This is a genomic window from Tistrella mobilis (genome assembly GCF_041468085.1).
Taxonomy (GTDB): domain Bacteria; phylum Pseudomonadota; class Alphaproteobacteria; order Tistrellales; family Tistrellaceae; genus Tistrella; species Tistrella mobilis_A.
In genome coordinates this window covers 2,980,373-3,005,370 of sequence record NZ_CP121017.1, presented here as the reverse complement: position 1 = coordinate 3,005,370, position 24,998 = coordinate 2,980,373, and the positions used below count along the sequence as shown (strand labels likewise).

At 69.6% G+C, this 24,998-nt stretch carries 20 protein-coding genes and 1 riboswitch; of the genes, 8 read left to right on the top strand and 12 right to left on the bottom strand.

Features of this window, described 5'->3' with window-relative positions; genetic code table 11:
- Positions 1-100: 100 nt before the first annotated feature.
- From P7L68_RS19340 to P7L68_RS19325, 4 genes are all read right to left on the bottom strand, one after another.
- Entirely contained in the window at positions 101-2,827 is a 2,727-nt protein-coding gene (locus tag P7L68_RS19340) for a DUF4135 domain-containing protein (protein ID WP_372000837.1), read from the bottom strand.
- A gap of 1 nt (position 2,828) precedes the next feature.
- Positions 2,829-3,539 carry an ArsR/SmtB family transcription factor gene (locus P7L68_RS19335; RefSeq protein ID WP_372000836.1) on the bottom strand — a complete coding sequence of 237 codons (711 nt, stop codon included), beginning with the start codon at positions 3,537-3,539 and terminating at the stop codon, positions 2,829-2,831.
- A 72-nt stretch (positions 3,540-3,611) separates the two neighbouring features.
- On the bottom strand, positions 3,612-4,361 hold the full coding sequence (locus tag P7L68_RS19330; protein ID WP_372000834.1) for a sulfite exporter TauE/SafE family protein: 750 nt from the start codon (positions 4,359-4,361) through the stop codon (positions 3,612-3,614).
- A complete protein-coding gene (locus tag P7L68_RS19325; RefSeq protein ID WP_372000832.1) occupies positions 4,351-4,683 on the bottom strand; it encodes an antibiotic biosynthesis monooxygenase in 333 nt (110 codons plus the stop codon). The genes P7L68_RS19330 and P7L68_RS19325 overlap by 11 nt, the downstream gene beginning before the upstream one ends.
- A gap of 151 nt (positions 4,684-4,834) precedes the next feature.
- Between P7L68_RS19325 and P7L68_RS19320 the strand changes: the two genes are divergently transcribed.
- The gene (locus tag P7L68_RS19320; protein WP_372000830.1) at positions 4,835-5,266 is read left to right on the top strand and encodes an OsmC family protein; all 432 of its coding nucleotides are present in this window, start codon (positions 4,835-4,837) and stop codon (positions 5,264-5,266) included.
- 13 nt (positions 5,267-5,279) lie between these two features.
- On the opposite strand, the gene P7L68_RS19315 is transcribed toward P7L68_RS19320, so the two are convergent.
- Positions 5,280-5,906, bottom strand: a complete 627-nt coding sequence (locus tag P7L68_RS19315) for a TetR/AcrR family transcriptional regulator (RefSeq protein WP_372000828.1) — start codon at positions 5,904-5,906, stop codon at positions 5,280-5,282.
- A gap of 178 nt (positions 5,907-6,084) precedes the next feature.
- Here P7L68_RS19315 and P7L68_RS19310 point away from each other — a divergent pair, with 178 nt between their 5' ends.
- Together P7L68_RS19310 and P7L68_RS19305 are read left to right on the top strand one after the other, a co-directional pair.
- Entirely contained in the window at positions 6,085-6,987 is a 903-nt protein-coding gene (locus P7L68_RS19310) for a crotonase/enoyl-CoA hydratase family protein (RefSeq protein ID WP_372000826.1), read from the top strand.
- Between the two features lie 51 nt (positions 6,988-7,038).
- Positions 7,039-8,799 (top strand): AMP-binding protein, encoded by a 1,761-nt coding sequence (locus P7L68_RS19305; RefSeq protein ID WP_372000824.1) that lies wholly within the window; start codon positions 7,039-7,041, stop codon positions 8,797-8,799.
- Positions 8,800-8,824: 25 nt separating this feature from the next.
- Here the strand turns inward: P7L68_RS19305 and metE are convergent, their stop codons facing one another.
- From metE to P7L68_RS19285, 4 genes are read right to left on the bottom strand one after another with little or no spacing between them, the layout of a single operon-like run.
- Positions 8,825-11,134 carry a 5-methyltetrahydropteroyltriglutamate--homocysteine S-methyltransferase gene (gene metE, locus P7L68_RS19300; RefSeq protein WP_372000822.1) on the bottom strand — a complete coding sequence of 770 codons (2,310 nt, stop codon included), beginning with the start codon at positions 11,132-11,134 and terminating at the stop codon, positions 8,825-8,827.
- Position 11,135: 1 nt separating this feature from the next.
- Positions 11,136-12,053: a methylisocitrate lyase gene (gene prpB, locus P7L68_RS19295; protein WP_372000820.1), complete on the bottom strand. Its 918-nt coding sequence runs from the start codon at positions 12,051-12,053 to the stop codon at positions 11,136-11,138.
- Positions 12,054-12,071: 18 nt separating this feature from the next.
- Positions 12,072-13,253 (bottom strand): 2-methylcitrate synthase, encoded by a 1,182-nt coding sequence (gene prpC, locus P7L68_RS19290; protein ID WP_372000818.1) that lies wholly within the window; start codon positions 13,251-13,253, stop codon positions 12,072-12,074.
- 22 nt (positions 13,254-13,275) lie between these two features.
- Positions 13,276-14,802, bottom strand: a complete 1,527-nt coding sequence (locus P7L68_RS19285) for an MmgE/PrpD family protein (protein ID WP_372000816.1) — start codon at positions 14,800-14,802, stop codon at positions 13,276-13,278.
- 141 nt (positions 14,803-14,943) lie between these two features.
- Here P7L68_RS19285 and P7L68_RS19280 point away from each other — a divergent pair, with 141 nt between their 5' ends.
- The 3 genes from P7L68_RS19280 (at position 14,944) to P7L68_RS19270 (ending at position 19,776) form a co-directional block, all read left to right on the top strand.
- A complete protein-coding gene (locus P7L68_RS19280) occupies positions 14,944-16,383 on the top strand; it encodes a short-chain fatty acyl-CoA regulator family protein (protein WP_372000814.1) in 1,440 nt (479 codons plus the stop codon).
- A 19-nt stretch (positions 16,384-16,402) separates the two neighbouring features.
- Positions 16,403-16,625: riboswitch (cobalamin riboswitch) on the top strand.
- Positions 16,626-16,762: 137 nt separating this feature from the next.
- Entirely contained in the window at positions 16,763-18,667 is a 1,905-nt protein-coding gene (locus P7L68_RS19275) for a ribonucleoside-diphosphate reductase subunit alpha (protein WP_372000812.1), read from the top strand.
- Between the two features lie 5 nt (positions 18,668-18,672).
- Entirely contained in the window at positions 18,673-19,776 is a 1,104-nt protein-coding gene (locus P7L68_RS19270) for a ribonucleotide-diphosphate reductase subunit beta (protein WP_372006889.1), read from the top strand.
- On the opposite strand, the gene P7L68_RS19265 is transcribed toward P7L68_RS19270, so the two are convergent.
- The gene (locus P7L68_RS19265; protein ID WP_372000810.1) at positions 19,743-20,900 is read right to left on the bottom strand and encodes an acetyl-CoA C-acyltransferase; all 1,158 of its coding nucleotides are present in this window, start codon (positions 20,898-20,900) and stop codon (positions 19,743-19,745) included. The genes P7L68_RS19270 and P7L68_RS19265 overlap by 34 nt on opposite strands.
- Before the next feature lie 109 nt (positions 20,901-21,009).
- On the opposite strand from P7L68_RS19265, the gene P7L68_RS19260 reads away from it, so the two are divergent.
- Entirely contained in the window at positions 21,010-21,816 is an 807-nt protein-coding gene (locus tag P7L68_RS19260; protein ID WP_372000808.1) for an alpha/beta fold hydrolase, read from the top strand.
- Here the strand turns inward: P7L68_RS19260 and P7L68_RS19255 are convergent.
- Positions 21,800-22,402 carry a TetR/AcrR family transcriptional regulator gene (locus tag P7L68_RS19255; RefSeq protein ID WP_372000806.1) on the bottom strand — a complete coding sequence of 201 codons (603 nt, stop codon included), beginning with the start codon at positions 22,400-22,402 and terminating at the stop codon, positions 21,800-21,802. The two genes, P7L68_RS19260 and P7L68_RS19255, sit on opposite strands and share 17 nt — an antisense overlap.
- A gap of 161 nt (positions 22,403-22,563) precedes the next feature.
- Between P7L68_RS19255 and P7L68_RS19250 the strand changes: the two genes are divergently transcribed.
- Positions 22,564-22,980 carry a VOC family protein gene (locus P7L68_RS19250; RefSeq protein ID WP_372006888.1) on the top strand — a complete coding sequence of 139 codons (417 nt, stop codon included), beginning with the start codon at positions 22,564-22,566 and terminating at the stop codon, positions 22,978-22,980.
- A gap of 8 nt (positions 22,981-22,988) precedes the next feature.
- Here the strand turns inward: P7L68_RS19250 and P7L68_RS19245 are convergent, their stop codons facing one another.
- Positions 22,989-24,929: a calcium-binding protein gene (locus tag P7L68_RS19245; protein WP_372000804.1), complete on the bottom strand. Its 1,941-nt coding sequence runs from the start codon at positions 24,927-24,929 to the stop codon at positions 22,989-22,991.
- Between the last annotated feature and the right edge of the window lie 69 nt (positions 24,930-24,998).

Here is a 24,998-nt window from a genome sequence, read left to right as displayed (position 1 = left end):
TCCCGGTTTGTGGCGGTTCCGGCTCCGACGCTAGCGCCTGTCGCCGCTTCCGGCCATATGCGCCAGGGGCAGATGTCGACGGCCGTGTATCGGCCATCGGTCAGCTGAACGGCAGCAGGAAGCAGGGCATTGCGGGCTGGCCGCGGGTGAGGGCGTCCGCATGGCAAAGGCCGGCCAGGCCCTTGAACAGGCAGGGGTCCGGCCAGGCCAGCGGTGGCCGATCGCTCCAGAGCACGGGCGGGCTGCACAGAGGCTGGGGAACCGCCTGACCGGCGCGGATGAGGATGATCCGGCGGCCCGCATCCCCGCAGCAGAGGTCGCCCGCGCCCGACGGCCTGTCGCCGGCGGTCGTGGCGAGGGCCGTGTCCAGCTCCGTGCGCCGGTCGGCGAAGACCTCGGGCGCCAGGGTGAGCAGCACCTGCCGGGCGAGCGCGATGCCGGCGGCCCCATGACACCAGGCGGTGGCCGGGCGCTGACGCCGGTCGGGCGAGGGCCAGTTGGCGACACCCGCATCGAACAGCCGGTCCTCTGCCACCAGCGCCCGGCGGGCAGCGTCGAGCAAGGCGGGCCTGCCGGCCGCGACACCGGCCGCGGCCAGCGCCACGGCCATGCCCGACTGGCCATGGGCAAGGCCGGCCAGTGCCGCGCCGCGCGCCGGCTGCCAGATCAGGGCCTCGCCATCGGTGGTGGCCATGGCGATGAGGCGGTCGGCCTGGTGCGTCATCTGTCGGGCCAGTGCGGCAGAGGGCGCGCGTGTCTGCAGAAAGGCAAGGGCGACGACCAGCCCGGCAAGGCCGTCATGCAGGTCGAACGGCAGGGATGCGGCGACGTCGGGATCGGCGGTGCGGGCCAGGCGGGCCGCGTCGTCGAGCCAGGCCGGATCGTCGAGCAGTTCCGCCGCCCAGACCAGGCCTGCGATCATGCCGCCCAGCCCGTCGGCATAGCCGGGGCTGAAGGCGGCCAGCGCATTGTCGGCCCCGGGATCGGCGATGAAATGGTGAAGTGGCAGAAGGGCTGCACGCGCGGCATCCAGCCAGTCGGTACGCCCCGCCAGACGGCCGGCCTGGGCGAGGGTGAGCGCGATGCCGACCGCGCCGTGATAGAGGCCGTGACCGGCAGGTCGCCAGGCGATGGGCGGGCGTTCCAGGGGACGGATCCAGTCGATGCCGCCATCGCGGCGGGGCAGGGCGGTGGCGGCCAGATGCGCCGCCAGCGTTTCGTAGTCGGTGGCGGCCACCCGGGCCGGCGCCAGCACCTGCCCGATCATGCCGCCCATGCGCAGCCGGTCGAGATCAGACAGGCCGCGGGCACGGGCAATGATGCGGGCCTGTGGCGGTTGGTCGAGCCGGCCGATCGGGCGGCCATCGGCTTCGAAAAGGCGTCCGTCGGCGGGATCGAAGCGGAAAGCGGGCACGTCCAGACGGGCGAGCGCCTGCGCCTCTGCCGCCAGCAGGCCGGGCCAGAGGCCGGCACCGATACCCGGCTGCGGCGGCCGGCGGGCAATGCGTGCGGCCTGGACGGCCGGCGCCTCCGGGTCGTCGGCCAGGTCCGGTTCGGCCAGGCGCACCAGCAGGCGGCGATAGCTTTCGGTCGGCAGGGCGACATGGCGGCAGAGCGTGCCGGTGAAGGCGAGCGGGCCGCCTGCCGCGGTCAGCGCTTCGCGATGGGCGATCAACACCTCCATCGCCGCGGCATGGCCGTCGACCAGCGCCGCCAGCCAGGGCGTGACATCGACTTCCTGCCCGTCGAGCACGGCGCGGCAGGGGTCCTCTACCGGCACCGCCACCGTCGCGCGGCGGATCCAGTCGGTGCCGATATGGCGCCAGCCGTTCTCGGGCACGGTCGCCGCCGGCAGCACCGGGCCAAGGCAGCCCATATTGCGCCAGAGCCCGCCCGGCAGCGGCACCAGAAAGGGCAGCAGCCCGGTGGTGAGCAGGGCGGGCGCATCTTCCAGCCGGTCGAGGGCGGGCGAAGCCGCGGGCAGGCCGAACAGGCATTCGAGATCGACCACCACCGGTGCGGCGCCGGCCGCGATCAGATTGTCGGAATGGATGTCGTTGGCGCCCGACAGGTCGAGCGCTGCGGCCAGCCCGCCAAGGCGGCGGTGGAAGGCTTCCACCTCCGCGAGGTCGGCACAGGGGGTCCGCTCCACCCAGCCCATCCAGCCATGGCTGCCGCGATCGATCACCACCGGGCGGCGCTGCGGCGGCAGGCGGCGGCGCTGGGCGGCGGTCATGCGTTCCTCGATCCAGCCGAGCAGGGCGAAGAACCCGGCTTCGGGCGTCAGGCTGCGCGGCTTGAAGGCAAGGCTCCGGCCGGTGGCGAGGTCGACCCGCGCCACGCCGCGGCCATGACCATGCGGATCGGACAGGCCGAAAGCGATGGCGGCGATGTCGGGGGCAGGCCCGGCGAAGCGGGCCAGCCGGTCGCGATCGGCGGCAAAGGCGCGAAGCAGATCGGCCGCCGCCGCCCGGCCGTCGGCGGCGATCCGGTCCAGGCGATCGGCCATCACCCGGTGCCGGGCGCACAGCTCTTGCCAGCCGCCGTCGATCATGTCGGCGATGAAGGCGTCATGGGCGTCCGAGGAGGTGCCGGCGGGCGCCCGGTCGAGCAGCAGCGCCGCAGCCGGCAGGGGTGGGCGGCGGGCCTCGAAGGCCTGGAAGACCAGCGGTGCCGCGACGGCGGCGAAGCGTTCGGCCAGATGATCGGCAAGGCCGCCGACCGCCGCTGCGTGCCAGCCTTCGGTCACGCCCGGCAGCGTCTCCAGGGCCGAGGCCGCGGTTCGGGCAAGCGGGCGGAACAGGTCGTCGAAGGGGCGTGTCGTCACCTCAGGGCACCAGCATGGCATCATCGACCCCGAACACCCGGTTGAAGGCAAGCCGGCCGGGCGGGGTGACCGTCAGTGTGCGGTTGGCCTCGGCCCGGCGCACCCAGCCCTGGCCCAGGGCATGGGTGAACAGGGCGGCCCCCAGACGGCCGGCCAGATGATGGCGGCGCTCGCTCCAGTCCAGGCAGGTGCGGCAGAGCGGCCGGCTGCCGCGGCCGCCGTCGATCGCGATGCCGTGATCGTGGAAGAAGTCCCTGCCGCGGGCGGTGACGGCCCCCGATCCGTCGGCGACCGCAACCAGACCCCGGGCCTCCAGCGCCTCGGCCAGACCCACGCCCAGCTTGCCGGCCATGTGGTCGTAGCAGCTGCGGGCGGCACGCAGCGCCAGATCGCGCGGCCCGACCGGGCGATGGCGCACCGGGCCGGCCGCGGCCACCGCCATCAGGGCCTCGATCGCCTCGGCGACGGCGGGCGAGGCCAGCCTGACATAGCGATGCCGGCCCTGGCGCTCCCCCGCGATCAGCCCGGCCTCGGCAAGCCTGGCCAGATGGCCGCTGGTGGTCTGGGGGGTGACGCCGGCATGGGCGGCAAGCTCGCCCGCGGTCAGCGCCCGGCCGTCCATCAGCGCGGTCAGGATGTTGGCGCGGGCGACGTCGCCGATCACGGCGGCGATTTCGGCGACCAGCTGTCCGGAGGCGATGTTCGGCGTCATCGGTGATGGCTCCTGTCTGAGCGGTGCCGCATCCGGCGATGATGCGCAGGCTTGGGCCGGATGCCAAGCCTGTCACCCGCCCCCGGCCAGCAGGCGCAATCCCAGCAGGATCAGCGCGCCGAAGAACACCCGGCGGAAATGGCGTTCGGGCAGGCGGCGGCGGAGCCTGGCCCCCAGCACCATGCCGGCGATTGCGGGGATCACCGCCAGTGCCGAGGCGAGGCCGAGTTCGGGGGTGAGCAGCGACCGGCCACCCAGGGCAAGGCCCAGCGCTGCGGTCGAGACCGCGAACAGCAGGCCCATGGCCTGGACCAGGGCGTTGCGATCCAGCCCCAGCGCCTGCAGCCAGGCGACGCCCGGCACCACGAAGGACCCGGTGAGCCCGGTGAGCAGGCCGTTCACCGCGCCGATGAGCGGCGAGATCCACGGCTCTGCCCGGGGCGGGGCGCGGAAGGAGAGGCCGGCGAGGCCGGCCGCCCCATAGATCATCACCACGGCCCCGAGCAGCCGGGCGAGCCGGTCGGGATCGGTGTCGGCCAGGATCGCCACGCCCGCCCAGATGCTGGGGATCGAGACCAGCAGCAGCGACCAGAGCCGGCGAAGCAGCGGCTTCAGATGGCCGCCGGTCAGCGCCTGCTGAAGATTGGTGACGAAGGAGGGCACCAGCAGCAGGGCCATGGCCTCGGGCAGGCCGGTGATGCCGGCGAGCACCGCCAGCGACACGGTCGGCATGCCGAAGCCGACCACCCCCTTGACGGTGCCCGCGAGCAGGAAAGCGCCTGCGACGGCAAGCACCAGGGCGGGATCGGTTTCAGAGAGCATCGGCGGGGGCCTCTGCACGGCGGGTCGGGCCATAGTCACGCAGCGTGGTCGCGACCCGAAGGCGGTAGTCGGCGAAGACGCCGGAGCGGCCGACCGCCTGGGCCATGCGATGGGCGCCATCGCGCCGCCAGGCATCGACCGAGGCCATGTCCTGCCAGGTGGACAGCGACAGCAGATGGCCGGGGCGGGCGAGGTTTTCATAGCGCTCGACCGAGACGAACCCTTCGACCCCGTCGAGGCGCGGGCTGAGCATGGCTGCGTGTTCGAGATAGGTCTGACGGCCGATTTCCGTAGGAACGGCTTCGAAGACGACGAGGATCATCGGGGCAGAGGCTCCTGAAGGGGGATGCGATACGCGATCCTAGCCCGCCCTTCTGCCCCGATGTTTCGGCCGCGGCCGAAATGAAGAGGGAACCACCGGCCGGGGATGCCGGTTGCACCGTCTGATCAGACTCTGACGGAAGGTCATCGAGATGAAGATCGTGCGACGTGGATCGGCCGCCTGGTCGGGCGGCATCAAGGACGGCAAGGGCGCGCTCACCACCGAGAGCGGCGCGTTGAACGCCTATCCTTACGGCTTCGCAGCCCGGTTCGACGACAAGGCCGGTACCAATCCGGAAGAGCTGCTGGCGGCAACCCATGCCGGCTGCTTCACCATGGCATTGTCGCTGATCCTGGGCGAGGCGGGGTTGACCGCCGAGGAAATGAAGACCGAGGCGAAGGTGACCCTGGAAAAGGTCACCGACGGCTTCGAGATCACGGCGGTTCATCTGTCGCTGACTGCCAGGGTGCCGGGCGCCGATCAGGTGAAGTTCGAGGAACTGGCCGCCAGGGCCAAGGCCGGCTGCCCGGTTTCGAAAGTGCTGAAGGCGAAGATCACGCTGGATGCGATGCTCGCCACCTGAGGCGGCGGCGCACTCAGCCTTCGGGCGGCGGGGCCGAGAGCAGGGTCTCCGCCGCCCAGATCCAGCGGGCGACCAGATCGCGCTCGGCCTCGGACCGTCGCGAGATCTGGCGCGAGACCGCCAGACCGCGCAGGAACTGGATGGTCATCTCCACCACCACGGCATAATTCGGCCGGTCGGCGACCGGCGCGAACAGGGCCGAGACCACCCGCTCGCGATCGCTGCGGGCATCGCGCTCGGCGGCTCGGATTGCGGCCTGAAGATCGGGGTCTGTGCGGGCGGCGGCCCACAATTCCAGTTCGGCCATGAAGGCCGGCTGACTGCTCATCTCCACCAGGCTGCGGATTGCGCGCGCAACCGGGCTCGTGCCCGGTTCGTGATGCGCCACTGCGCGCGAGACGGCTGCGTCGTTCCGCCGGACCAGTTCTCCGATCGTGGCCGAGAGCAGGGCGGCATGGCTCGGGAAATGATGCAGCAGCGCGCCGCGGCTGGCACCGGCGCGGCGCTGCACCTCCAGCGTCGTGGTCCGGGCGACGCCGCACTCGATCAACGAGGTGACGGCGGCATCGAGCAGGCGCTGCCGGGTCTGGTCGCGCTGCCGGTCGCGGATCGAGGGCCGGACAGCAGAGGCATCGGTCATCTGACGGCGTCTCCCCGAGGATCTGGGCCAAGGTGCCGGCGATTGCAAACACGCCCGGCGGCAGATTGCAACCGGTGGCGGGCGTCGGCCCTTTGACAGTCAGGATTGACGGTCGGCGGGATCGGGTCATACAGTCAATGTTGACTGTTGAACCTGCAACCCCCGACCGGAGCTTCCCATGCCCGATTTCGCCACCCTGCGGATCGACCAGGATCCCGCATCGCCCCGCATTGCACGGCTGCTGCTGAACCGCCCCGAGCGGCTGAACGCCATCACCGACCAGACCCCCCGCGACATCCGCGACGCGGTCGCCTGGGCCGAGGCCAATGATCAGGTCCATGTGATCGTGGTCGAGGGCGCGGGGAAGGGTTTCTGCGGCGGCTATGACCTGGCCGATACGGCGGAGCAGGTGGTGGAACACCCCTGCCAGCAGGAGAGCTATCCCTGGGATCCGATGGTCGACTATGCCTGCATGAAGCGGAACACCGAGGACTTCATGAGCCTCTGGCGCTGTTCCAAGCCGACCATCGCCAAGGTTCATGGCGCGGCGGTGGCCGGCGGCAGCGACATCGCGCTCTGCTGCGACCTGCTGGTGATGGCCGAGGATGCCCGCATCGGTTACATGCCGACCCGTGTCTGGGGCTGCCCGACCACGGCGATGTGGACCTACCGCCTGGGGCCGACCCGCGCCAAGCAGCTGATGTTCACCGGCGACGTGATCGACGGCCGCACCGCTGCCGCCTGGGGGCTGGCCAACGAGGCGGTGCCGGCGGCGGAGCTGGAAGCGGCGACCCGCAAACTTGCGGACCGCATCGCCGGCGTGCCTCGCGGCCATCTGGCCATGCACAAAATGGTGGTCAATCAGGTGATGCTGACCATGGGGCTGGAGCAGAGCCAGATGATGGCGACGGTGTTCGACGGCATCACCCGCCACAACCCCGAAGGCCTCTGGTTCCGGCGTTATGCCCAGGCCGAGGGCTTCAAGGCGGCCGTCGGGTGGCGCGACGGCGGCCGGCCGATCCCCGAGGGCGAGGAAGCCCGGGCGGCCATCCGGGAACTGGAGGCCCGGCACAAGGGCTGAGCCCGTTCGGACATCGATCCTGCAAAAACAAGACGACAGGGGGAAACGGCCATGATGCCGGATACCGATCGGCGGGCGGCGGCGCTGCTTGCCCGTCTCGACGCCACACCCACGCCTCTGGCGCTGCTGGACCGGGTCGCCGCGGCCCGGCCGACGCATCCGGCGCTGGAATATCTGCCCGATGCCGCGGGCCGGCCGGCCGTGGCGGTGCCCTATGACCGGCTGCTGGCGGATGTCCACAGGGCGGCTGCGGCCCTGCGCGCGCTGGGGGTGGGCCCCGATGACGGGGTGGCGATCCTGCTGCCCTTCGTGCCACAGGCGGTGACGGCGGTGCTGGCCGCCGCGACCGCGGGCATCGCCTTTCCGGTCAATCTGCTGCTGTCGGCCGAGGCGATCGCCGCCCAGCTGTCCCTGGCGCGGGTGCGGGTGGTGGTGACCATGGGGCCGCATCCGGCCCTGGATGTGCGGTCCCGGGTGGCGGCGGCCGTGGCGGAAACGCCCGGGGTGACACAGGTCGTCGAGGTGCCGGTCGGGCCCGAGGCGACCGATGCGCTCGGCTGGGCGGCTTTTCTGGCCCTGGGGGATGGGGGGGAGCCGGTGCTGCCGGGGGATCCCGACCGGGTGGCCGCCTTCATCCATACCGGCGGCACCACCGGCGCACCCAAACTGGCGCAGCTGTCGGCCCGCAATCTGGTGGCGGCGACGCTGATGATGGCGGCCGGCAGCGGCATGGGGCCCGGGGACCGGGTATTGACCGGGCTGCCGTTGTTTCATGTCGGCGGGCTGGTCGATGTGCTGCTGGCGGCGCTGTCGGAGGGTGCCACGGTGATCTTCCCGACCGCGACCGGCCTGCGCAATCCGGCCGTGGTCGGCCGCTTCTGGGAGATCGTCGACGAGACCCGGAGCAGCGTGATCGGCAGCGTGCCCACCATCCTGGCCGCGATCGTGGATGTGCCGCGCAGAGGGGCGACCCTCGCCACGCTTCGCGGGCTTCTGACCGGCGGCTCGCCACTCGCCCCCGAACTGGCGAAGCGGGTAGAAGCGGCGAGCGGCCGGCCGGTCTCTCAGCTCTACGGCATGACCGAGACCGGCGGCATCGTCGCGGTGCAGCCGGTCGACGGCCGTTTCCACGACCATGCCGTCGGCCCGCCGGTGCCGCTGATCCGGGTGGCCGTGGCCGAAGGCGGCGAGATCCGTGTCGCCGGCCCGAATGTCTTTCAGGGCTATCTGACCGAGGCCGGTATCGAGGGGGTGCCGGTCGACGGCTGGTTCGCCTCGGGCGATCTGGGCGAGCTGCTGCCCTCGGGCGAACTGCGCATCACCGGCCGGGCCAAGGATGTGATCATCCGCAGCGGTCACAACATCGATCCGGTCCTGATCGAAGAGGTGGCGCATCGCCATCCGGCGGTTGCCCAGGCGGCGGCGGTGGCGATGCCGGACGATTATGCGGGCGAACTGCCGGTGCTCTATGTCATGCCGCGCGCCGGTGCGGATTGCCGGGCCGAAGAGGTCGCAGCCTTCGTGGCGGCGGCCATCGCCGAACCGCCGGCCCGGCCCCGCCATGTCTTCGTGGTGCCCGATCTGCCGCTGACGCCGCTCGGCAAGATCGCCCGCTTCCGTCTGCGGCAGGAGGCAACCCTGCATCGGGTGCGGGCGGCACTTGCCGATATCGCACCCGGGGCAGAGCTGCGTTGCACCGATCCCGCGGCCCGGCGGGTGGCGGTCGAGATGCCGGGCGGCCTTGACGGGGCGGGCAGGGCGGAAGTGGCCGGTGTGCTTGCGCGCCTTGGCCTCAGCCTTGCCGACGGGTGACGGCATCGCACGTCGCGGCGGGTGCTCAGACCATCCGCCGCCGCATTTCCCGCGCCGCCCGGACCAGGGCTTCGAGAGCAGGTTTGACTTCCTCCCAGCGACGGGTCTTGAGGCCGCAATCCGGGTTGACCCAGATCCGCTCCGCGGGCAGGCGTGCACTGGCCCGCTCCAGAAGGGCGACCATTTCCTCTTCCGACGGCAGGCGCGGACTGTGGATGTCGTAGACACCCGGCCCGATCTCGTTGGGGTAGGCGAAGGTGGTGAAGGCGTCGAGCAGTTCCATCTTCGAGCGCGCGGTCTCGATCGAGATCACGTCGGCATCCAGGGCCGCGATCGCATCGATGATGTCGTTGAACTCGGAATAGCACATATGGGTGTGGATCTGGGTGGCATCGCCGACAGCCGAGGCCGCAAGGCGGAAGCATTCGGTGGCGGCATCGAGCCAGGCCGGGCGATCCGCCCTCCGCAGGGGCAGCCCTTCGCGGAAGGCCGGCTCGTCGATCTGGATCACCTCGATGCCGGCGGCTTCCAGGTCCGAGACTTCGTCGCGGAGCGCCAGTGCGATCTGGCGGCAGACCTCCATGCGCGGCAGGTCGTCGCGCACGAAAGACCATTGCAGCATGGTCACCGGCCCGGTCAGCATGCCCTTCATCGGCCGGTCGGTGAGGCTGCGGGCGAAGGCGGACCATCGCAGCGTCATCGGCTGCGGCCGTGAGACATCGCCCCAGATGATCGGCGGGCGGACATAGCGCGAGCCGTAGCTCTGTACCCAGCCGTGATCGGTAAAGGCGAAGCCGGCCAGTTGTTCGCCGAAATACTGCACCATGTCGTTGCGCTCGAACTCGCCATGGACCAGCACATCGAGGCCGGTTTCTTCCTGCCAGCGGATCGCTTCGGTGGTGCGGGTGGCGATCAGCGCGTCGTAATCCGCGTCGTCGAGCCGGCCGGCGGCATGATCGGCGCGGGCCTTGCGGATCTCCGGCGTCTGCGGGAAGGAGCCGATGGTGGTGGTCGGGAAGGCCGGCAGGCCGAGCCGGTCGTGCTGCGCCTTCGCCCGGACCGGATAGGGGGCCTGCCGCCGGGACATGGCGGGGGTGACGGCGGCAAGACGCGCCGCCACGGCAGGGTCGTGGATGCGCGCCGATGCCCGGCGGGCCGCCAGGGCGGCATCGGCCGCGGCCAGATCTGCTTCGACCGCGCCCCGGCCCTCGCTCAGGGCCTGGGCAAGGATCACGAGTTCGTCGAGCTTCTGCACCGCGAAGGCGAGCCACGAGCGCAGCTCCGGATCGAGCCGGGTCTCGCGATCGAGATCGATCGGTACATGCAGCAGAGTGCAGGACGGGGCAAGCTGGATCCGTTCGGGCCCCCGGGCATCGACGATCGGGGTCAGCCGGTCGAGCAGTGCCGAAAGATCCGCCCGCCAGACATTGCGGCCGTCGATCACCCCCAGTGAAAGCCGGGTTTCAGGGGCGAGCTTCTGCAGGATCCGGTCGATCTGCCCGGGGGCGCGGACCAGGTCCAGATGCAGCCCGTCGACCGGCAGCCGGCAGAGTGCGTCGGCCAGATGGTCGATGCCACCGTGATATGTGGTGAGCATGATCCCAAGCCCGGTTGCCGCTGCGGCAAAGGCTTCGGTGGCGGTCGTGACCGCCGCGGTGACCGCCGGGTCTTCGTCCAGGACCAGCACCGGTTCGTCGAGCTGGAGTTCGGTCGCCCCCGCCGCCGCCAGCAGGCGCAGGACATGGGTGTAGACCGGCAGCAGACCGGGCAGCAGGCGCAGCCGGTCGAAGGGCTCGCCCGCGCATTTCGCAAGCATCAGGAAGCTGACCGGGCCGAGCAGCACCGGCCGCGTCCGGAAGCCCAGGCCGCGCGCCTCGACCCAGGCGTCGACGATGCGGGTGTCCCCCAGGAAGAAGGTCTGATCGGCGCGGAGTTCGGGCACGAGATAGTGGTAGTTGGTGTCGAACCACTTGGTCATTTCCATGGCCGGCAGCCCCTCGGGCGTGCCACGTGCCATGGCAAAACAGGTATCGAGACCGATCCGGCCGCCGGCATGGCCCCGGCCCGGGCCGGCATAGACCGGCGGCACCGCACCCACCATGAGGGCGGTGTCGAGCACATGATCGTAAAGCGAGAAGTCGCCCGAGGGCAGGCAGGTGATGCCGGCGGCGTGCTGGCGTGCCCAGCCGGCCGCCCGCAGGCCGCGGGCGGTGTCGAGCAGGTCGCAGGCGGTACTCTCTCCCCGCCAGTGGGCCTCCAGGGCGGTTTTGAGTTCACGGCGCGGGCCGATACGGGGAAAGCCCAGCGAGGCGGTGCGGATCAGGGGGGCGGACATCTCAGGCGGCTCCGGACACGGGGATGACGGTGGTCACGATCGACAGATCGAGCGCCTCGTAGTCGTGATAGCCGAGCGTCTTGTAGAGCTGGGCGCGGGTCTGCATGCGCGGCAGCATCGCCGCCGTCGCGTCGTCGCGGACCAGGGCGGCATAGAGTTCCTCTTGGGCGCGGGCGGCGACGCGCAGCGAGCTGACCGGCCAGATCACCATGCGGTAACCCATCTCTTCGAAACGGGCGCCGGTGATCGCGGGCGTGCGGCCGAATTCGGTCATGTTGGCGAGCAGCGCCACGCCGGGCAGGCGACGGGCAAATTCGGCGAACATGTCTTCCGAGGTCAGCGCCTCCGGAAAGATCGCGTCGGCTCCGGCCTCGACATAGGCACGGGCGCGCTCGACCGCACCGTCGAGACCTTCGGATGCCACGGCATCGGTGCGGGCGATGATCACCAGATCGCGGCGGGCCCGGGCGGCGGCGGCGATCTTTGCCGCCATATCGGGCAGCGAGGCCAGCTTCTTGTCGTTCAGATGGCCGCACTTCTTGGGCAGCAGCTGGTCTTCGAGATGGACGGCGCCGGCGCCGGCCTCTTCGAAGCTGCGTACCATGTGCATGACGTTCAGCGCCTCGCCATAGCCGGTATCGCCGTCGACCAGCAGCGGCAGGCCTGCGGCACGGGCGATCTGGCGGATGAAGAAAGCGACCTCGTCGACGGTGATGATGCCGAGATCGGGCAGGCCCATCGAAGCGGTCATCGCCGCACCCGACAGATAGAGCGCATCGAAGCCCGCCGCCTTCGCCTGCAGGGCGGCGAGGCCGTTATGGGTGCCCGGCAGGCGCAGGATGCCGGGCCGGGCGAGAAGATTCCGGAAGCGCCGGCCCGCGGGTTCCGCGGGCAGGTGGTCGGCCATGAGATAGGGCATCTGACGGGGATCCTCGGGTCAGGCCGCACGCACCCGGCCGGCCGGGTCGCGCTGTCCGATCGGCAGGAAGGGGCGCGGCTCGGGGCCGACATAATTGGCCGAAGGGCGGATGATCTTGCCGTCCTGGCGCTGCTCGATCACATGGGCCGACCAGCCGGATGTCCGGGCGATGACGAAGAGCGGCGTGAACAGCAGGGTCGGTATGCCCATGACGTGATAGGCGACGGCGGTGTACCAGTCGAGATTGGCGAACATCGACCGGGCATCGGCCATCACCGCCTCGATCCGTTCGGCGATGCGGTAGAGCCGCATGTCGCCGCTTTCCTCCGTCAGCCGGCGGGCGACCTGTTTCGCCACCACATTGCGCGGATCGGCGATGGTGTAGACCGGATGGCCGAAGCCGATGATCACCTCTTTCGCCGCCACCCGCCGGCGGATGTCGGCCTCGGCCTCGTCGGGGCCGGCATAACGCAGCTGGATGTCGAGGGCGACCTCGTTGGCGCCGCCATGTTTGGGGCCGCTCAGGGCGCCGATGCCGCCGGTGATCGCCGAATGGAGATCGGCACCGGTGCCGGCGATGGTGCGGGCCGCGAAGGTCGAGGCGTTGAATTCGTGCTCGGCATAGAGGTTGAGCGAGGTGTGCATCGCCCTGAGATGTGCGGCGGGGGCCGGGCGGCCGTGCAGCAGATGCAGGAAATGCCCGCCGATGCTGTCGTCGTCGGTTTCGACCTCGATCCGCCGGCCGGCATGGGCGTAGTGGCGCCAGTAGAGCAGCATCGACCCCAGCGAGGCCAGCAGCCGGTCGGCAATGTCGCGGGCGCCCGCCGGGTTGCGGTCGGCCGTTTCCGGCAGGGCGCAGCCCAGGGCCGAGACGCCCGAGCGCAGCACATCCATGGGATGGGCGGCGGCCGGCAGGGCCTCCAGCGTCCGGCGCACCGCCTCGGGCAGGCCGCGCAGCCGTTTCAGCTTCTGGCGATAGAGCCGCAGCTGCGCCTCGGTCGGCAGGTCGCCATGGATCAGCAGATGGGCGATCTCTTCGAAATCGCAGCGGTCGGCGATGTCGAGGATGTCGTAGCCGCGATAATGCAGATCGTTGCCGCTGCGGCCGACGGAGCAGAGCGCGGTGTTGCCGGCGGGCACGCCCGACAGCGCCACCGACTTCTTCGGGCGCGGGGTGTCGGAGAGGGTCGTGGTCGTCATCTGCCTGGACTCCTTCAGGAGGTCAGCCGAGCCGGTCGAAGATGCCGTGGAGTGCCCGCGCACCCAGCCGGTCGGAGGGGACCGTGAAGGTCAGCCCGGCCAGATCGTCGGCCGACAGATGCGGCAGGCGCTCGACGGTGGCGAGGAAGCGGTCCTGTTCGACCGGTTCGATCACACCCTCGGCGAGGGTGCGGAACTTGGCGATGTAGTCGGGGCGGCGGAAGGGGTGGGCGCCGGCCGGATGGGCATCGGCCACCGCCAGCTCGTCGATGATCTCGCGCCCGTCGTCGAGGGTGACGACCACCCGTCCGCCGAAGGCCTTGGCCGCCGGATCGGCGGCGTGATAGCGCCGGGTCCAGGCGGGATCTTCCACCGTCGAGATCTTCCGCCAGAGCGCGACGGTCGCGGGGCGGGCGGCACGGTCCGGCGCGTAGGAGCGCTGGTGGTGCCAGCCGCCGTCTTCCAGGGCGACCGCGAAGATGTACATGATCGAATGATCCAGCGTTTCGCGGCTGGCCCGGGGATCGAATTTCTGCGGGTCGCCGCTGCCGGTGCCGATCACGTTGTGGGTGTGGTGGCTGGTGTGGATGACGATGCTCTTCACCCGGGCGGGATTGCCGATCGCGGGTGCCATCCGCCGGGCGAGATCGATCAGCGCCTGGGCCTGGTATTCGGCCGAGTATTCCTTGGTATAGGTCTCAAGGATCGCCCGCCTGGGCTCTCCCGGGGCCGGAAGCGGTACGTGGTAGACCGCCTCGAAACCGCCGAGCAGGCGGGCGATGACCCCGTCCTCGCCCTCGTAGACGGGGGCGGGCGCGCCCTCGCCGCGCATGGCGCGGTCCACCGCCTCGATCGCCATTTTGCCCGCAAAGGCCGGGGCATAGGCCTTCCAGCTGGAAATCTCGCCCTTGCGCGACTGGCGGGTGGTGGTGGTGACGTGAAGCGCCTGCTGCACCGCCTGTACGATCACCTCGGTCGGCAGGCCCAGCGCCGCGCCGATGCCGGCGGCGGCCGAGGGGCCCAGATGGGCGATGTGGTCGATGCGGTGCTCGTGCAGGCAGATGCCCTTCACCAGATCGACCTGGATCTCGTAGGCGGCGGCGAGGCCCCGGAGCAGGCGATCGCCGTTCAGCCCGCAATGCTGGGCGACCGCCAGCACCGGCGGGATGTTGTCGCCCGGATGGGAATAGTCTGCGGCGAGGAAAGTGTCGTGGAAATCGAGTTCCCGCACCGCGACGCCATTTGCCCAGGCCGCCCATTCGGGCGAGATCCGGCGATGGGGCGACAGGCCGAAGACCGTGGCACCGGGGGTGAAGGGATGGGCGGTCGCCTGGGCGCGGGCGCTCGCCACCGGCCGTCGGGCAAGGGCGGCGGCGGCGACCGCGGCATTGTCGATGATGCGGTTGCCGATCATTTCCGCGACCTCGGCACCGACCGGTACCGGGTCGGCGGCGACGGCCGCGATCTTCCAGGCGAGCTGATCCTCGCGGGGCAGGTGGTCGGCGGAACGGCGGGCGCGAACCTCGTGCAGGATCACCGGGGGCCTCATTGCGCTTGCATCGGATGGGATGCTTCGCAATATACGCAGACAGAAAAATCCACAAATGACTGAAAATGCGTGGGTTTGCGAAGGGTGATCCGGGAATTTGCGAAGATTGCGAAGATCCGGGGCACAGGAGATGAACGGCGTATGAGCAAAGCATTCATGGGTGTGCGGCTGAAGCGGCTGCGCGAGGAACGCGGCCTGACCCAGGCGGCACTTGCCCGCGCACTGGACGTGTCGCCGAGCTATCTGAACCAGCTGGAGCGCAACCAGCGGCCATTGACCGTGCCGGTGCTGCTGAAGATCAACGCGGTGTTCGGTGTCGACGTGCAGGTGTTCTCGGAGGACGAGGAGGCGCGGCTGATCGCCGATCTGCGCGATGTGCTGATCGGAAGCGGAGAGGGGGCCGGCGGACGGGTATCGATGGCCGAGATCCGCGAACTGGCCGCCGGCATGCCCGAGATGGGCCGGGCGCTGATCGGGCTGCACCGGCGCTGGCGGGCGGCGGAGGAACGGGCCGATGCGCTTGCCGCCCGGCTTGGGCAGGATGTCGCCGGCCAGACCTTGACGCCCATGCCTTACGAGGAGGTGCGGGATTTCTTCTATGCCCGCCATAACCATGTGGCCGAGCTGGACCATGCCGCCGAGGCGCTGAACGCGGCGGCGGGTCTGGTTCCCGGCCGGGTTCTGCCGCGGTTGATCGCGCATCTGCGCCGCCGCCACGGCGTCGAGGTGATCGACGACGAACAGCCCGGCGAGGCGGAAAGCCGGGGCGGGGTGTTGAGCCGCTTCGATCCCGAGCGCCGGGTGCTGCGGCTGGCCGCGGGCCTGCCGCCCGGCCGGGCCGCCTTCCAGATCGCCAGCCGGCTTGCCTTTCTGGAGCAGGGGGTGGTGCTGGACCGGCTGTCGGCCGATCCGGGCTTTTCGGGAGAGGAGGCGCGGGTACTGGCGCGGATCGGCCTGGCCGCCTATTTCGCCGGGGCGCTGATCCTGCCCTATGGCCCTTTCCTGGCCGCGGCGGAGGAGCTGGGCTATGACATCGAGCGCCTGTCCCGCCGCTTCGGGGTGGGGTTCGAGACCATCTGCCATCGGCTCAGCACATTGCAGCGGCCCGAGGCGCGGGGCGTGCCCTTCTTCTTCGTGCGGGTGGATCGTGCCGGCAATATCTCCAAGCGTCAGTCGGCGACCGATTTCCATTTCTCGCGGGTCGGCGGCAGCTGCCCGCTCTGGAATGTCCACGAGGCCTTCGCAAGCCCCGGCCGGATCCTGACCCAGCTGGCCCGCATGCCCGATGGCCGGACCTATCTCTGGATCGCCCGCACGGTGGGGCGTATGGGTGGCGGCTGGGGCGCGCCGGGCAAGAGCTTCGCGATCGGGCTCGGCTGCGACCTGCGCCATGCCGGCCGGCTGGTCTATGCCAAGGGACTGGATCTGTCCGACCCGGAGGCGGCGACGCCGATCGGCGCCGGCTGCAAGGTCTGCGACCGCCCGGCCTGCCCGCAGCGCGCCTTTCCGCCGGTGGGGCGGCGTCTGGCGGTGGATGAGGCGGAACGCCGCTTCGCCCCCTATCCTGCGGCCGAGGCTTGACGGCAGGGTACGGATCTGCACAAGATGCGGCGTTCTCGGTTCCCCAGATCCACAAGATCTGGGGCTAAGAGGGAATCCGGTGCGACGGGGGACCCCCCCCGCCAATGCCGGAGCTGTCCCCGCAACTGTAGGCGGTGAGCGGCCACGCGAAGACAGGGCCACTGACGGGCGACCGTCGGGAAGGCCGGCGTGGCAGCGGTGACCCGCAAGCCAGGAGACCTGCCGGAACCTTGGAATGATACGTCCCTGGGCGGGGAGTCCCGGCGGGCGCATGGCGGTTTCCGTCCGGCGACCCGCGGGCCTGTGGTTCCGCATCCGGCGCTTTCGGGCCTGCCCTGCGTTCATCCGGCCCCGGTCCGCAGATCGATGGGTGAACGTCATGACCTCTCTCGCCTTCGACTTCGACCGGCACGGCCATCTGGTTCCGGTGACGGCTGCGGTGCCGCCCGAAGCCGTGCCGCGCCGGCCGCAGGCGCCGATCCCGTTTCCGCTGGCCCCCAAGCCGGTGCCGGCCGATCTGGCGCTGGATCGCGGGCGCGATGCGTTGCTGACCGATTTCGGCAAGGCGACCCTGCGCGACCGTTATCTGATGCCGGGGGAGAGCTATCAGGATCTGTTCGCGCGGGTGGCCTGCGCCTATGCCGACGACCGGGCCCATGCCCAGCGGATCTATGATGCGATCTCGCGGCTCTGGTTCATGCCGGCGACGCCGATCCTGTCCAATGGCGGCACCAGCCGCGGCCTGCCGATCTCGTGCTTCCTGAACGCCGTGCCCGACAGCCTGGACGGCATCGTGCGCACCTGGAACGAGAATGTGGCGCTTGCGTCCAATGGCGGCGGCATCGGCACCTATTGGGGCGAGGTCCGCTCGATCGGCGAGCCGGTGAAGGGCTGCGGCGAGACATCCGGCATCATCCCCTTCATCCATGTGATGGACGGGCTGACGCTGGCGATCTCGCAGGGCTCGCTGCGCCGCGGCTCGGCCGCGGTCTATCTGGACGTGCATCACCCGGAGATCGAGGAATTCCTCGAAATCCGCAAGGCCTCGGGCGATTTCAACCGCAAGGGCCTGAACCTGCATCACGGCATTGCGATCACCGATGCCTTCATGGAGGCGGTGCGCGACGGCGCCGATTTCCCGCTGGTCAGCCCGAAATCGGGGGCGATACTGCGCCGGATCGATGCAAGGCGGCTGTGGCAGAGGATCCTTGAGACCCGGCTGCAGACCGGCGAGCCCTATCTGCTGTTCATCGATACGGTCAACCGCGCCCTGCCGCGCCACCAGCGGGCGCTGGGGCTGAAGGTTTCGACCTCGAATCTCTGCAGCGAAATCACGCTCGCGACCGGCGCCGATCATCTGGATGAAGAGCGTACCGCGGTCTGCTGCCTTGCCTCGCTGAACATCGAAACCTGGGACGAATGGCAGGGCGAGGCGGGTTTCGTCGAAGACGTGCTGCGCTTCCTCGACAATGTGCTGACCAGTTTCATCGAGACGGCGCCCGACGAGATGGCCCGGGCGCGCTATTCGGCGATGCGCGAACGCTCGGTCGGGCTGGGGGTGATGGGCTTCCACGCCTTCCTTCAGGCGCGCGGCATTCCGTTCGAGAGCGCGATGGCCAAGGCCTGGAACCTCGCGATCTTCCGCAGGCTGCGCCAGGAGGCCGACCGCGCCTCGGTGTTCCTGGCCGAAGAGCGCGGCCCCTGCCCGGATGCGGCCGAGGCCGGCATGCAGGCGCGGTTCAGCCACAAGCTCGCCATCGCGCCCACGGCGTCGATCAGCATCATCTGCGGCGGCACCAGCGCCTGTATCGAGCCGATCCCGGCCAATATCTACACCCACAAGACGCTGTCCGGCGCCTTCCCGGTGCGCAACCCGCATCTGGCCCGGCTGCTGGCCGAACGTGGCCTGGACCGGCCCGAGATCTGGCAGTCGATCGTCGAGCACGAAGGGTCCGTGCAGCATCTGGACGGGCTGACCGGGGACGAGAAGGCGGTGTTCCGTACCGCCTTCGAGATCGACCAGCGCTGGATCGTGGAACTGGCGGCCGATCGCGCGCCCTTCCTGTGCCAGAGCCAGTCGCTGAACCTGTATCTGCCGGCCGATATCGATAAATGGGACCTGCACATGCTGCACTGGACCGCTTGGGAGCGGGGGGTGAAGAGCCTCTATTACTGCCGCTCCAAATCCATTCAGCGGGCGGGCTTTGCCGGCGGCACCCGTGTCGGGGCCACATTGGCCGCGACCGCACGCACCGATTACGAGGAGTGCCTGGCATGTCAGTGAGGCGCATGATCCCGGGGCATGTCGACCCGATGACCCTGGTCGGCACCGGCCGGGTCGGGCTGCTGACCGCCACCGGCACCTATGACGTGGAGCGCTATCCCTGGGCCTATGCCTTCTGGAAACGGCAGCAGCAGATCCACTGGATGGGAGAGGAGGTGCCGCTTGGCGGCGACGTCAAGGACTGGACCTCGGACCGGTTGAGCGATGCCGATCGCGGCCTGCTGACCCAGATCTTCCGCTTCTTCACCCAGTCTGACATCGAGGTGGGCGACAATTATCTGAAGCGCTATCTGCCGCTGTTCCAGCCGCTGGAAATCCAGATGATGATGGCCGCCTTCTCGAACATGGAGACGGTGCATATCGATGCCTATGCGCTGCTGCTGAAGACGCTGGGCATGCCCAAGGCCGAGTTCGAAGCCTTCCGCGACTATGCCGACATGCGCGCCAAGGCCGATTACATGCACAGCTTCGGCACCGGCACGGTGGCCGATGTGGCGCGGACGCTGGCCATGTTCGGTGCCTTCACCGAGGGCATGGCGCTGTTCGCAAGCTTCGCAATGCTGCTCAACTTCCCGCGCCACAACAAGATGAACGGCATGGGCCAGATCGTCAGCTGGTCGGTCCGCGACGAAAGCCTGCATTGCGAAGGCATCATCCGCCTGTTCCATGAATGGCACCGCGAGACCGGCGCGGTCACCCGGGCGGTGCGCGACGACATCACCGATGTGGCGAAGACCATGGTCGGCCTGGAAGACCGCTTCATCGATCTTGCCTTCGAACTGGGGCCGGTCGAGGGGCTGCGGCCGGAAGAGGTGAAGGCCTATGTCCGCTACATCGCCGACTGGCGGCTGACCCAGCTGGGGCTGACCCCGGTTCACGGCTGTTTCTCTGACCCCGACCAGGGCGCGCGGCCGCTGGTGCCGCACCCGCTGCCCTGGCTGGTCGAAATCCTGAACGGGGTGGAGCACGCGAATTTCTTCGAGCAGCGTGCCACCGAGTATTCCAAGGGCGCCACCCGCGGCGCCTGGGACGGGCCCGACGGTGTCTGGGCGGCTTTCGACCGCAGGCTCGCCGATCAGACGGCTTCCAGGACCGTGGCGATGCCCTGACCGCCGCCGATGCACTGGGTGGCGAGCGCGAAGCGGCCGCCACCCCGCATCAGCTGCTGAGCCGCCTTGGCGGTGATCCGCGCGCCGGTGGCCCCCAGCGGATGGCCGAGTGCTATGGCGCCGCCATCCGGGTTGACGATGTCTTCGGGGATCTCCAGCGCGCGCAGGCAGGCCACCGCCTGGCTGGCGAAGGCCTCGTTGATCTCGACGACGCCGAGATCACCCACCCCGATGCCGGCACGGGCAAGCGCCTTGCGGCTGGCCGGCACCGGGCCGATGCCCATGATTTCGGGCGGGCAGCCAGCGATCGCGGTGGCGCGGATCACCGCCATGACCGGCAGGCCCTGGGCGCGGGCGAAGCCTTCCGAGGTGACGAGAACCGCCACGGCGCCGTCGGTCAGCGGCGACGCCGTTCCCGCGGTCACCGTGCCGTCGGCAGCGAAGGCGGGCTTCAGCCCCGCCAGGCCTTCGAGCGTGGTGCCGGGGCGCAGGCAGCCATCGGCATCGACCACGCCGTCGGGCGTGTGCACCGCCACGATCTCGTCGGCAAGCCGGCCGGCTGCCTGGGCATCGCGCGCCTTCTGCTGGGAGCGGAGCGCGAAAGCCTCTTGGGCCGCACGGTCGATGCCATAGCGTGCGGCCACGTTCTCGGCCGTGCGGCCCATGGTGATATGGGCCTCGGTCATGATCTCGGCATCCGGCAGATCGGGGCTGCGGAAGCGCGGGTTGGGTGAAAAGCTGAACCCGCCCTGGGGCACGCGGGTCATGGATTCGACCCCGGCGCAGATGAAGGCGTCCCCCGCACCGGTCGCGATCTGGCCATGGGCGATGTGGATGGCCGACATGGATGAGCCGCAGAAGCGGTTGACGGTCATGCCGCCGGTCTCGATCGGCAGGCCGGCGAGCAGGGATGCGATGCGGGCGACATTGTCGCCCTGTTCGCCTTCGGGATAGGCGCAGCCCATGATCACATCCTCGATCAGCCGCGGATCGAGCCCGCTGCGGTCGATCAGCCCGCGCAGCGTGATCGCGGCCAGATCGTCAGGGCGCATGCCGGCGAGCGCGCCCTTGCGGGCGAAATGGAACGGGGTCCGGACATAGCCGGCGATGACGGTGCGGGTCATGGGGGAGACACCTTCGGATGGGGCGGTGGCGCTTTACGGGAGCGGTTGATGCTGTTAATGATGATGATCATCATAATTGAGTCAACCCGTATCGGAGCCCGTCGTTCCCATGTCGAGCAGCACCCCTGCCACGGCGCCACGCGCCGCGCCCGCACCGGCCGATCTGGCCCGGGCTTTCGTCACCCCCGATCGCAGCCGCGCCCGGCCGGCCTGGGTGGAGCTGCCGCCGGCCCTGCGGGGTGATCTGGCATTCGACGGCGAGACACTTGCCCTTTATCAGTGGGGCGCCGATGGGCCTGTGGTGATGCTGGTCCATGGCTGGGATGGCAGCCATGCCGACATGGCCGGCTTCGTGGCGCCCCTGCTGGCGGCAGGCTGCCGGGTGGTGGCGTTCGATCTGCCGGGACATGGCCGGTCCGGCGGCGAGATTGCGCCGATCCCGGTGCTGGCGCGGGCGGTGGCCGCGGTGATTGCGGCGGTGGGGTCGGTGGAGGGGCTGATCGCCCATTCGATCGGCTGTGCGGCCTCTGCCGTCGCCGTGCTGGAAGAGGGTGCCCGGGTGGCGCGGCTGGCCTTTGTGGCGGCACCGGCGCGCTATCTGGATGGTGCCCGGGCGCTGGCGGCGCAGATGGGGTATGACGAGGCGGCGCGCACGGCGTTTGAGGTGGAGCTGGACCGCCTGGGCGCGCGGCTTCACGAGATGAACCTGCCGCGTCAGGCCCGGACGGCGACGGTGCCGGCCTTGTTCTTCCATTCTGCCGATGACCGGGTGGTGCCGATCGCGGCGGGGCGCGCCTCTGCCGGCGCCTGGCCGGGGGCGCATCTGGTGGAACTGGACGGGCTGGGCCATGCCCGGATCCTGGCCGACGCCCGGGTGATCGCCCGGGCGGTGGATTTCGTCACGCCGGCCGGCTGATCCCGTCGAGCAGGGCATCGATCGCCGTGGCGATCTCGGCATCGCCGAGCCGGCCCTCGCTCGCCGCCAGCGCCGCTTCGTTGAGCGCGCCCGAGAGCAGCAGGGCCGTGGCCTGAACGGTAAGGCCGGGGCGCAGCCGTCCGGCCTGGGCCAGGGCGTCGAGGCCCGCGATCAGCGTGCCCAGCGCATGGGCGGCATCCACGTCCCGCCAGACCTGCCAGCCGAGCACGGCCGGGCCGTCTATCAGCACGATCCGGCGAATGCCGGGGCGCATGCAGGCGGCCACGAAGGCGCGCGACCCCAGGCGCAGGGCGGCAAGGGCATCCGGTGCCGCCGCGGCTGCATCCTCGATCGCGGCCACGACCTCCTGCTGGGCATCCTCCAGAACCGCCCGGAACAGGGTCGCCTTGTCGGGAAACTGATGATAGAGCGCACCGCGGCTGAGCCCGGTGGCGGCAACCAGTTCCGGCGTGCCGGTCGCGGCATAACCCTTGTCGGCGAAGGCCTTGCGGGCAGCCTGGATCAGCCGGCGCCGGGTATCTTCCGAGCGCGCGCGATTGCTCCGCCGTCCGATGCCTCCGGTCATGATCCGTCCAACCCCCAGCCTGTCCGGAGCTGAAGCTACGCGCCCAGGGCGGCGCCCGCAATCAGGATATTTACAAACAGTCTGCCTGTTTGTTTAATGGTGGTGGTTGTTCAAGAGCGGCCGGGCGCGATGGTGCCCTGGGCCCGGGGGAGGGACGGATGATGAGAATCGACAGCTGGTATCCGGTGATCATGACCGATCGTGTGGCCGAGACGGCCGCCTTCTGGCAGATGCATCTGGGCTTCGCGCCGGTCTTCGTCGCGGACTGGTACGTGCATCTGCGCCATGCCACCCATCCCGAGGTGAACCTGGCGGTGCTGGACCAAGCCCACGAGACCGTGCCGGCCGGGTTTCGCCGGCCGGTCGGTGGCGTGCTGCTGAACCTGGAGGTCGAAGATGTCGATGCCGAATGGGCAAGGCTGCAGGCGGCAGAGGGCGTCGAGGTGCTTTTGCCGCTGCGCGACGAGGCTTTCGGCCAGCGGCATTTCATCATCCGCGACCCGGCGGGCACGATGATCGATCTGATCCGGGTGATCCCCGCCACCGACGCCTATGCCGATGCCTGGGTCGGCGGCTGAGACATTGGTCAAAGGATGAAGTCGGCGGCCGTCAGGCTGGTGATGCCGGCGACGAGGATGCTCATATCCGATGATTTATCACCGTCGAGGTCGGCATAGACCAGCACGCCGCCGGTTACCGCAGCCACCCGTATTTCGCCCCCTTTGCCCGAATAGCCGGCGCTGCCGACATAGGTGAAGGCCTGATTGCCGCTGGTGCCGGTGACGGCATCCATAGCGGAAAGGTCGATCTTATCCCCTTGAACGCGCGAAAAATCTTCAATCCGGTCGCGGCCGGTGGCGGCAACGGTGCTGTCCGAGGCGGCGGTGTAGACGAAGCTGTCGCGCCCGGTACCGCCGCTCAGGATATCGGCGCCCTTGCCGCCCTGCAGACGGTCATTGCCGGCGCCACCGTGGACCCGGTCGACGGTCTGCGATCCGATGAAGACGTCATTGCCGGCATTGAGCCAGATCGTCCGGCCATTGGTGATCTTTGTGACGCCGGAGAGGTTGAAGTCGTCATTGCCATCCGTGCCGTTGAGGTCGGCCTTGGTGAAGGCAAGGATTTCGACCGAGGCGGCAGCGTCCAGGGTCAACGCAGAGGTCTCGGCGCCTGCAACCACCTGCAGTGTATCCGTGCCGGTGCCGCCGCGGATGATATCGGCACCGAAATCGCCCTGGACCCGGAAGATGTCGTTGCCGCTGTCGCCGAGCAGCGTGTCGCTGCCGCCGCCCCCTTCGATGATGTCGTTACCGGCGCCGCCTTCGATGCGGTCGTCACCCTCGCCGCCATGAACCTCATCGACGGTTCCGGAGCCGGTGAAGACGTCGTCGCCGTCATTCAGCCAGATGGTGCGCCGGCCGATGATCGTGGTGATGCCGCTGAAGTCGAAATGATCGTTGTCATCCGTGCCGCTCAGGTCGAAGCCGTTGAACTTCAGGACCTCGACCGATGTGCTGGCCGGCAGCCGCAGGCTGCTGGTCTGGGCGCCGCCGACGATCTCCAGCGTGTCGGTGCCGGTGCCGCCGCTATAGGAATCGACCCCGAAGGCGCCCTGGACGCGGAAGATGTCGTTGCCATTGCCGCCGTTCAGCACGTCGTTGCCGGCGCCGCCTTCCAGGATGTCGTTACCGTCGCCGCCCAGAAGCCGGTCATCGCCGTTGCCGCCGTCGACCATGTCCCCGGCCTTTGAGCCGTTGAAGCTGTCGGCCCCCGATCCGAGACGGATGGTCTGACGGTTTTCATAGGCGGTGACGCCCGAGAGATCGATGGTATCGCGTCCGCTGGTGCCTTCCAGCGCAGCACCGGTCTCGAAGCGCAGAATTTCGATCGAGGCCGATGCGTTGAGCGACAGATAGCTCAGCTGGGTGCCGCCTGCGATCACCACACGGTCGGTGCCGGCGCCGCCCAGGATCTTGTCCTGGCCGGTCCGCCCCTGCAGCACGATGCGGTCATTGCCGTCATTTCCGATCAGCGTGTCGTTGCCGATCCCGCCTTCGAGGATGTCGTCACCGGCCCCGCCATCCAGGCGGTCGTCGCCGGTGCCGCCATGAACGCTGTCGCCGGCGGCCGAGCCGGTGAAGCGGTCATCGCCGTCGTTCAGCCAGATCGTCCGCCGGCCGATCAGGCTGATCACCCCCCCGAGATCGAAGACGTCGTCGCCTTCCGTGCCGGTGAGGTCGAAACCGGCAAAATCGATCCGCTCCACCGACGCCTTGGTGCCGAGCACGAAGCTGGCGGTACTGGCCCCGTCGGTCAACCGGATGGTGTCGGTACCGGCACCGCCACGGAAGGTGTCGATGCCGGTCGCGCCCCAGATCAGGAAGGTGTCGTTGCCGTTGCCGCCGTCATAGAGATCATTGCCCTCGCCGCCATCGAGGACGTCGTTGCCGTCGAGCCCGTAGAGCGTGTCGGCAACATCGGTGCCGGTGAGCCTGTTATTGCCCGAGGTGCCGCGGATGGTTGCCATGGATCTGCCACTTCATGTGAGGCGACGGGAATTCTGGCTCGCATCCTGCGGTAGGGCACCGCCAAAGTA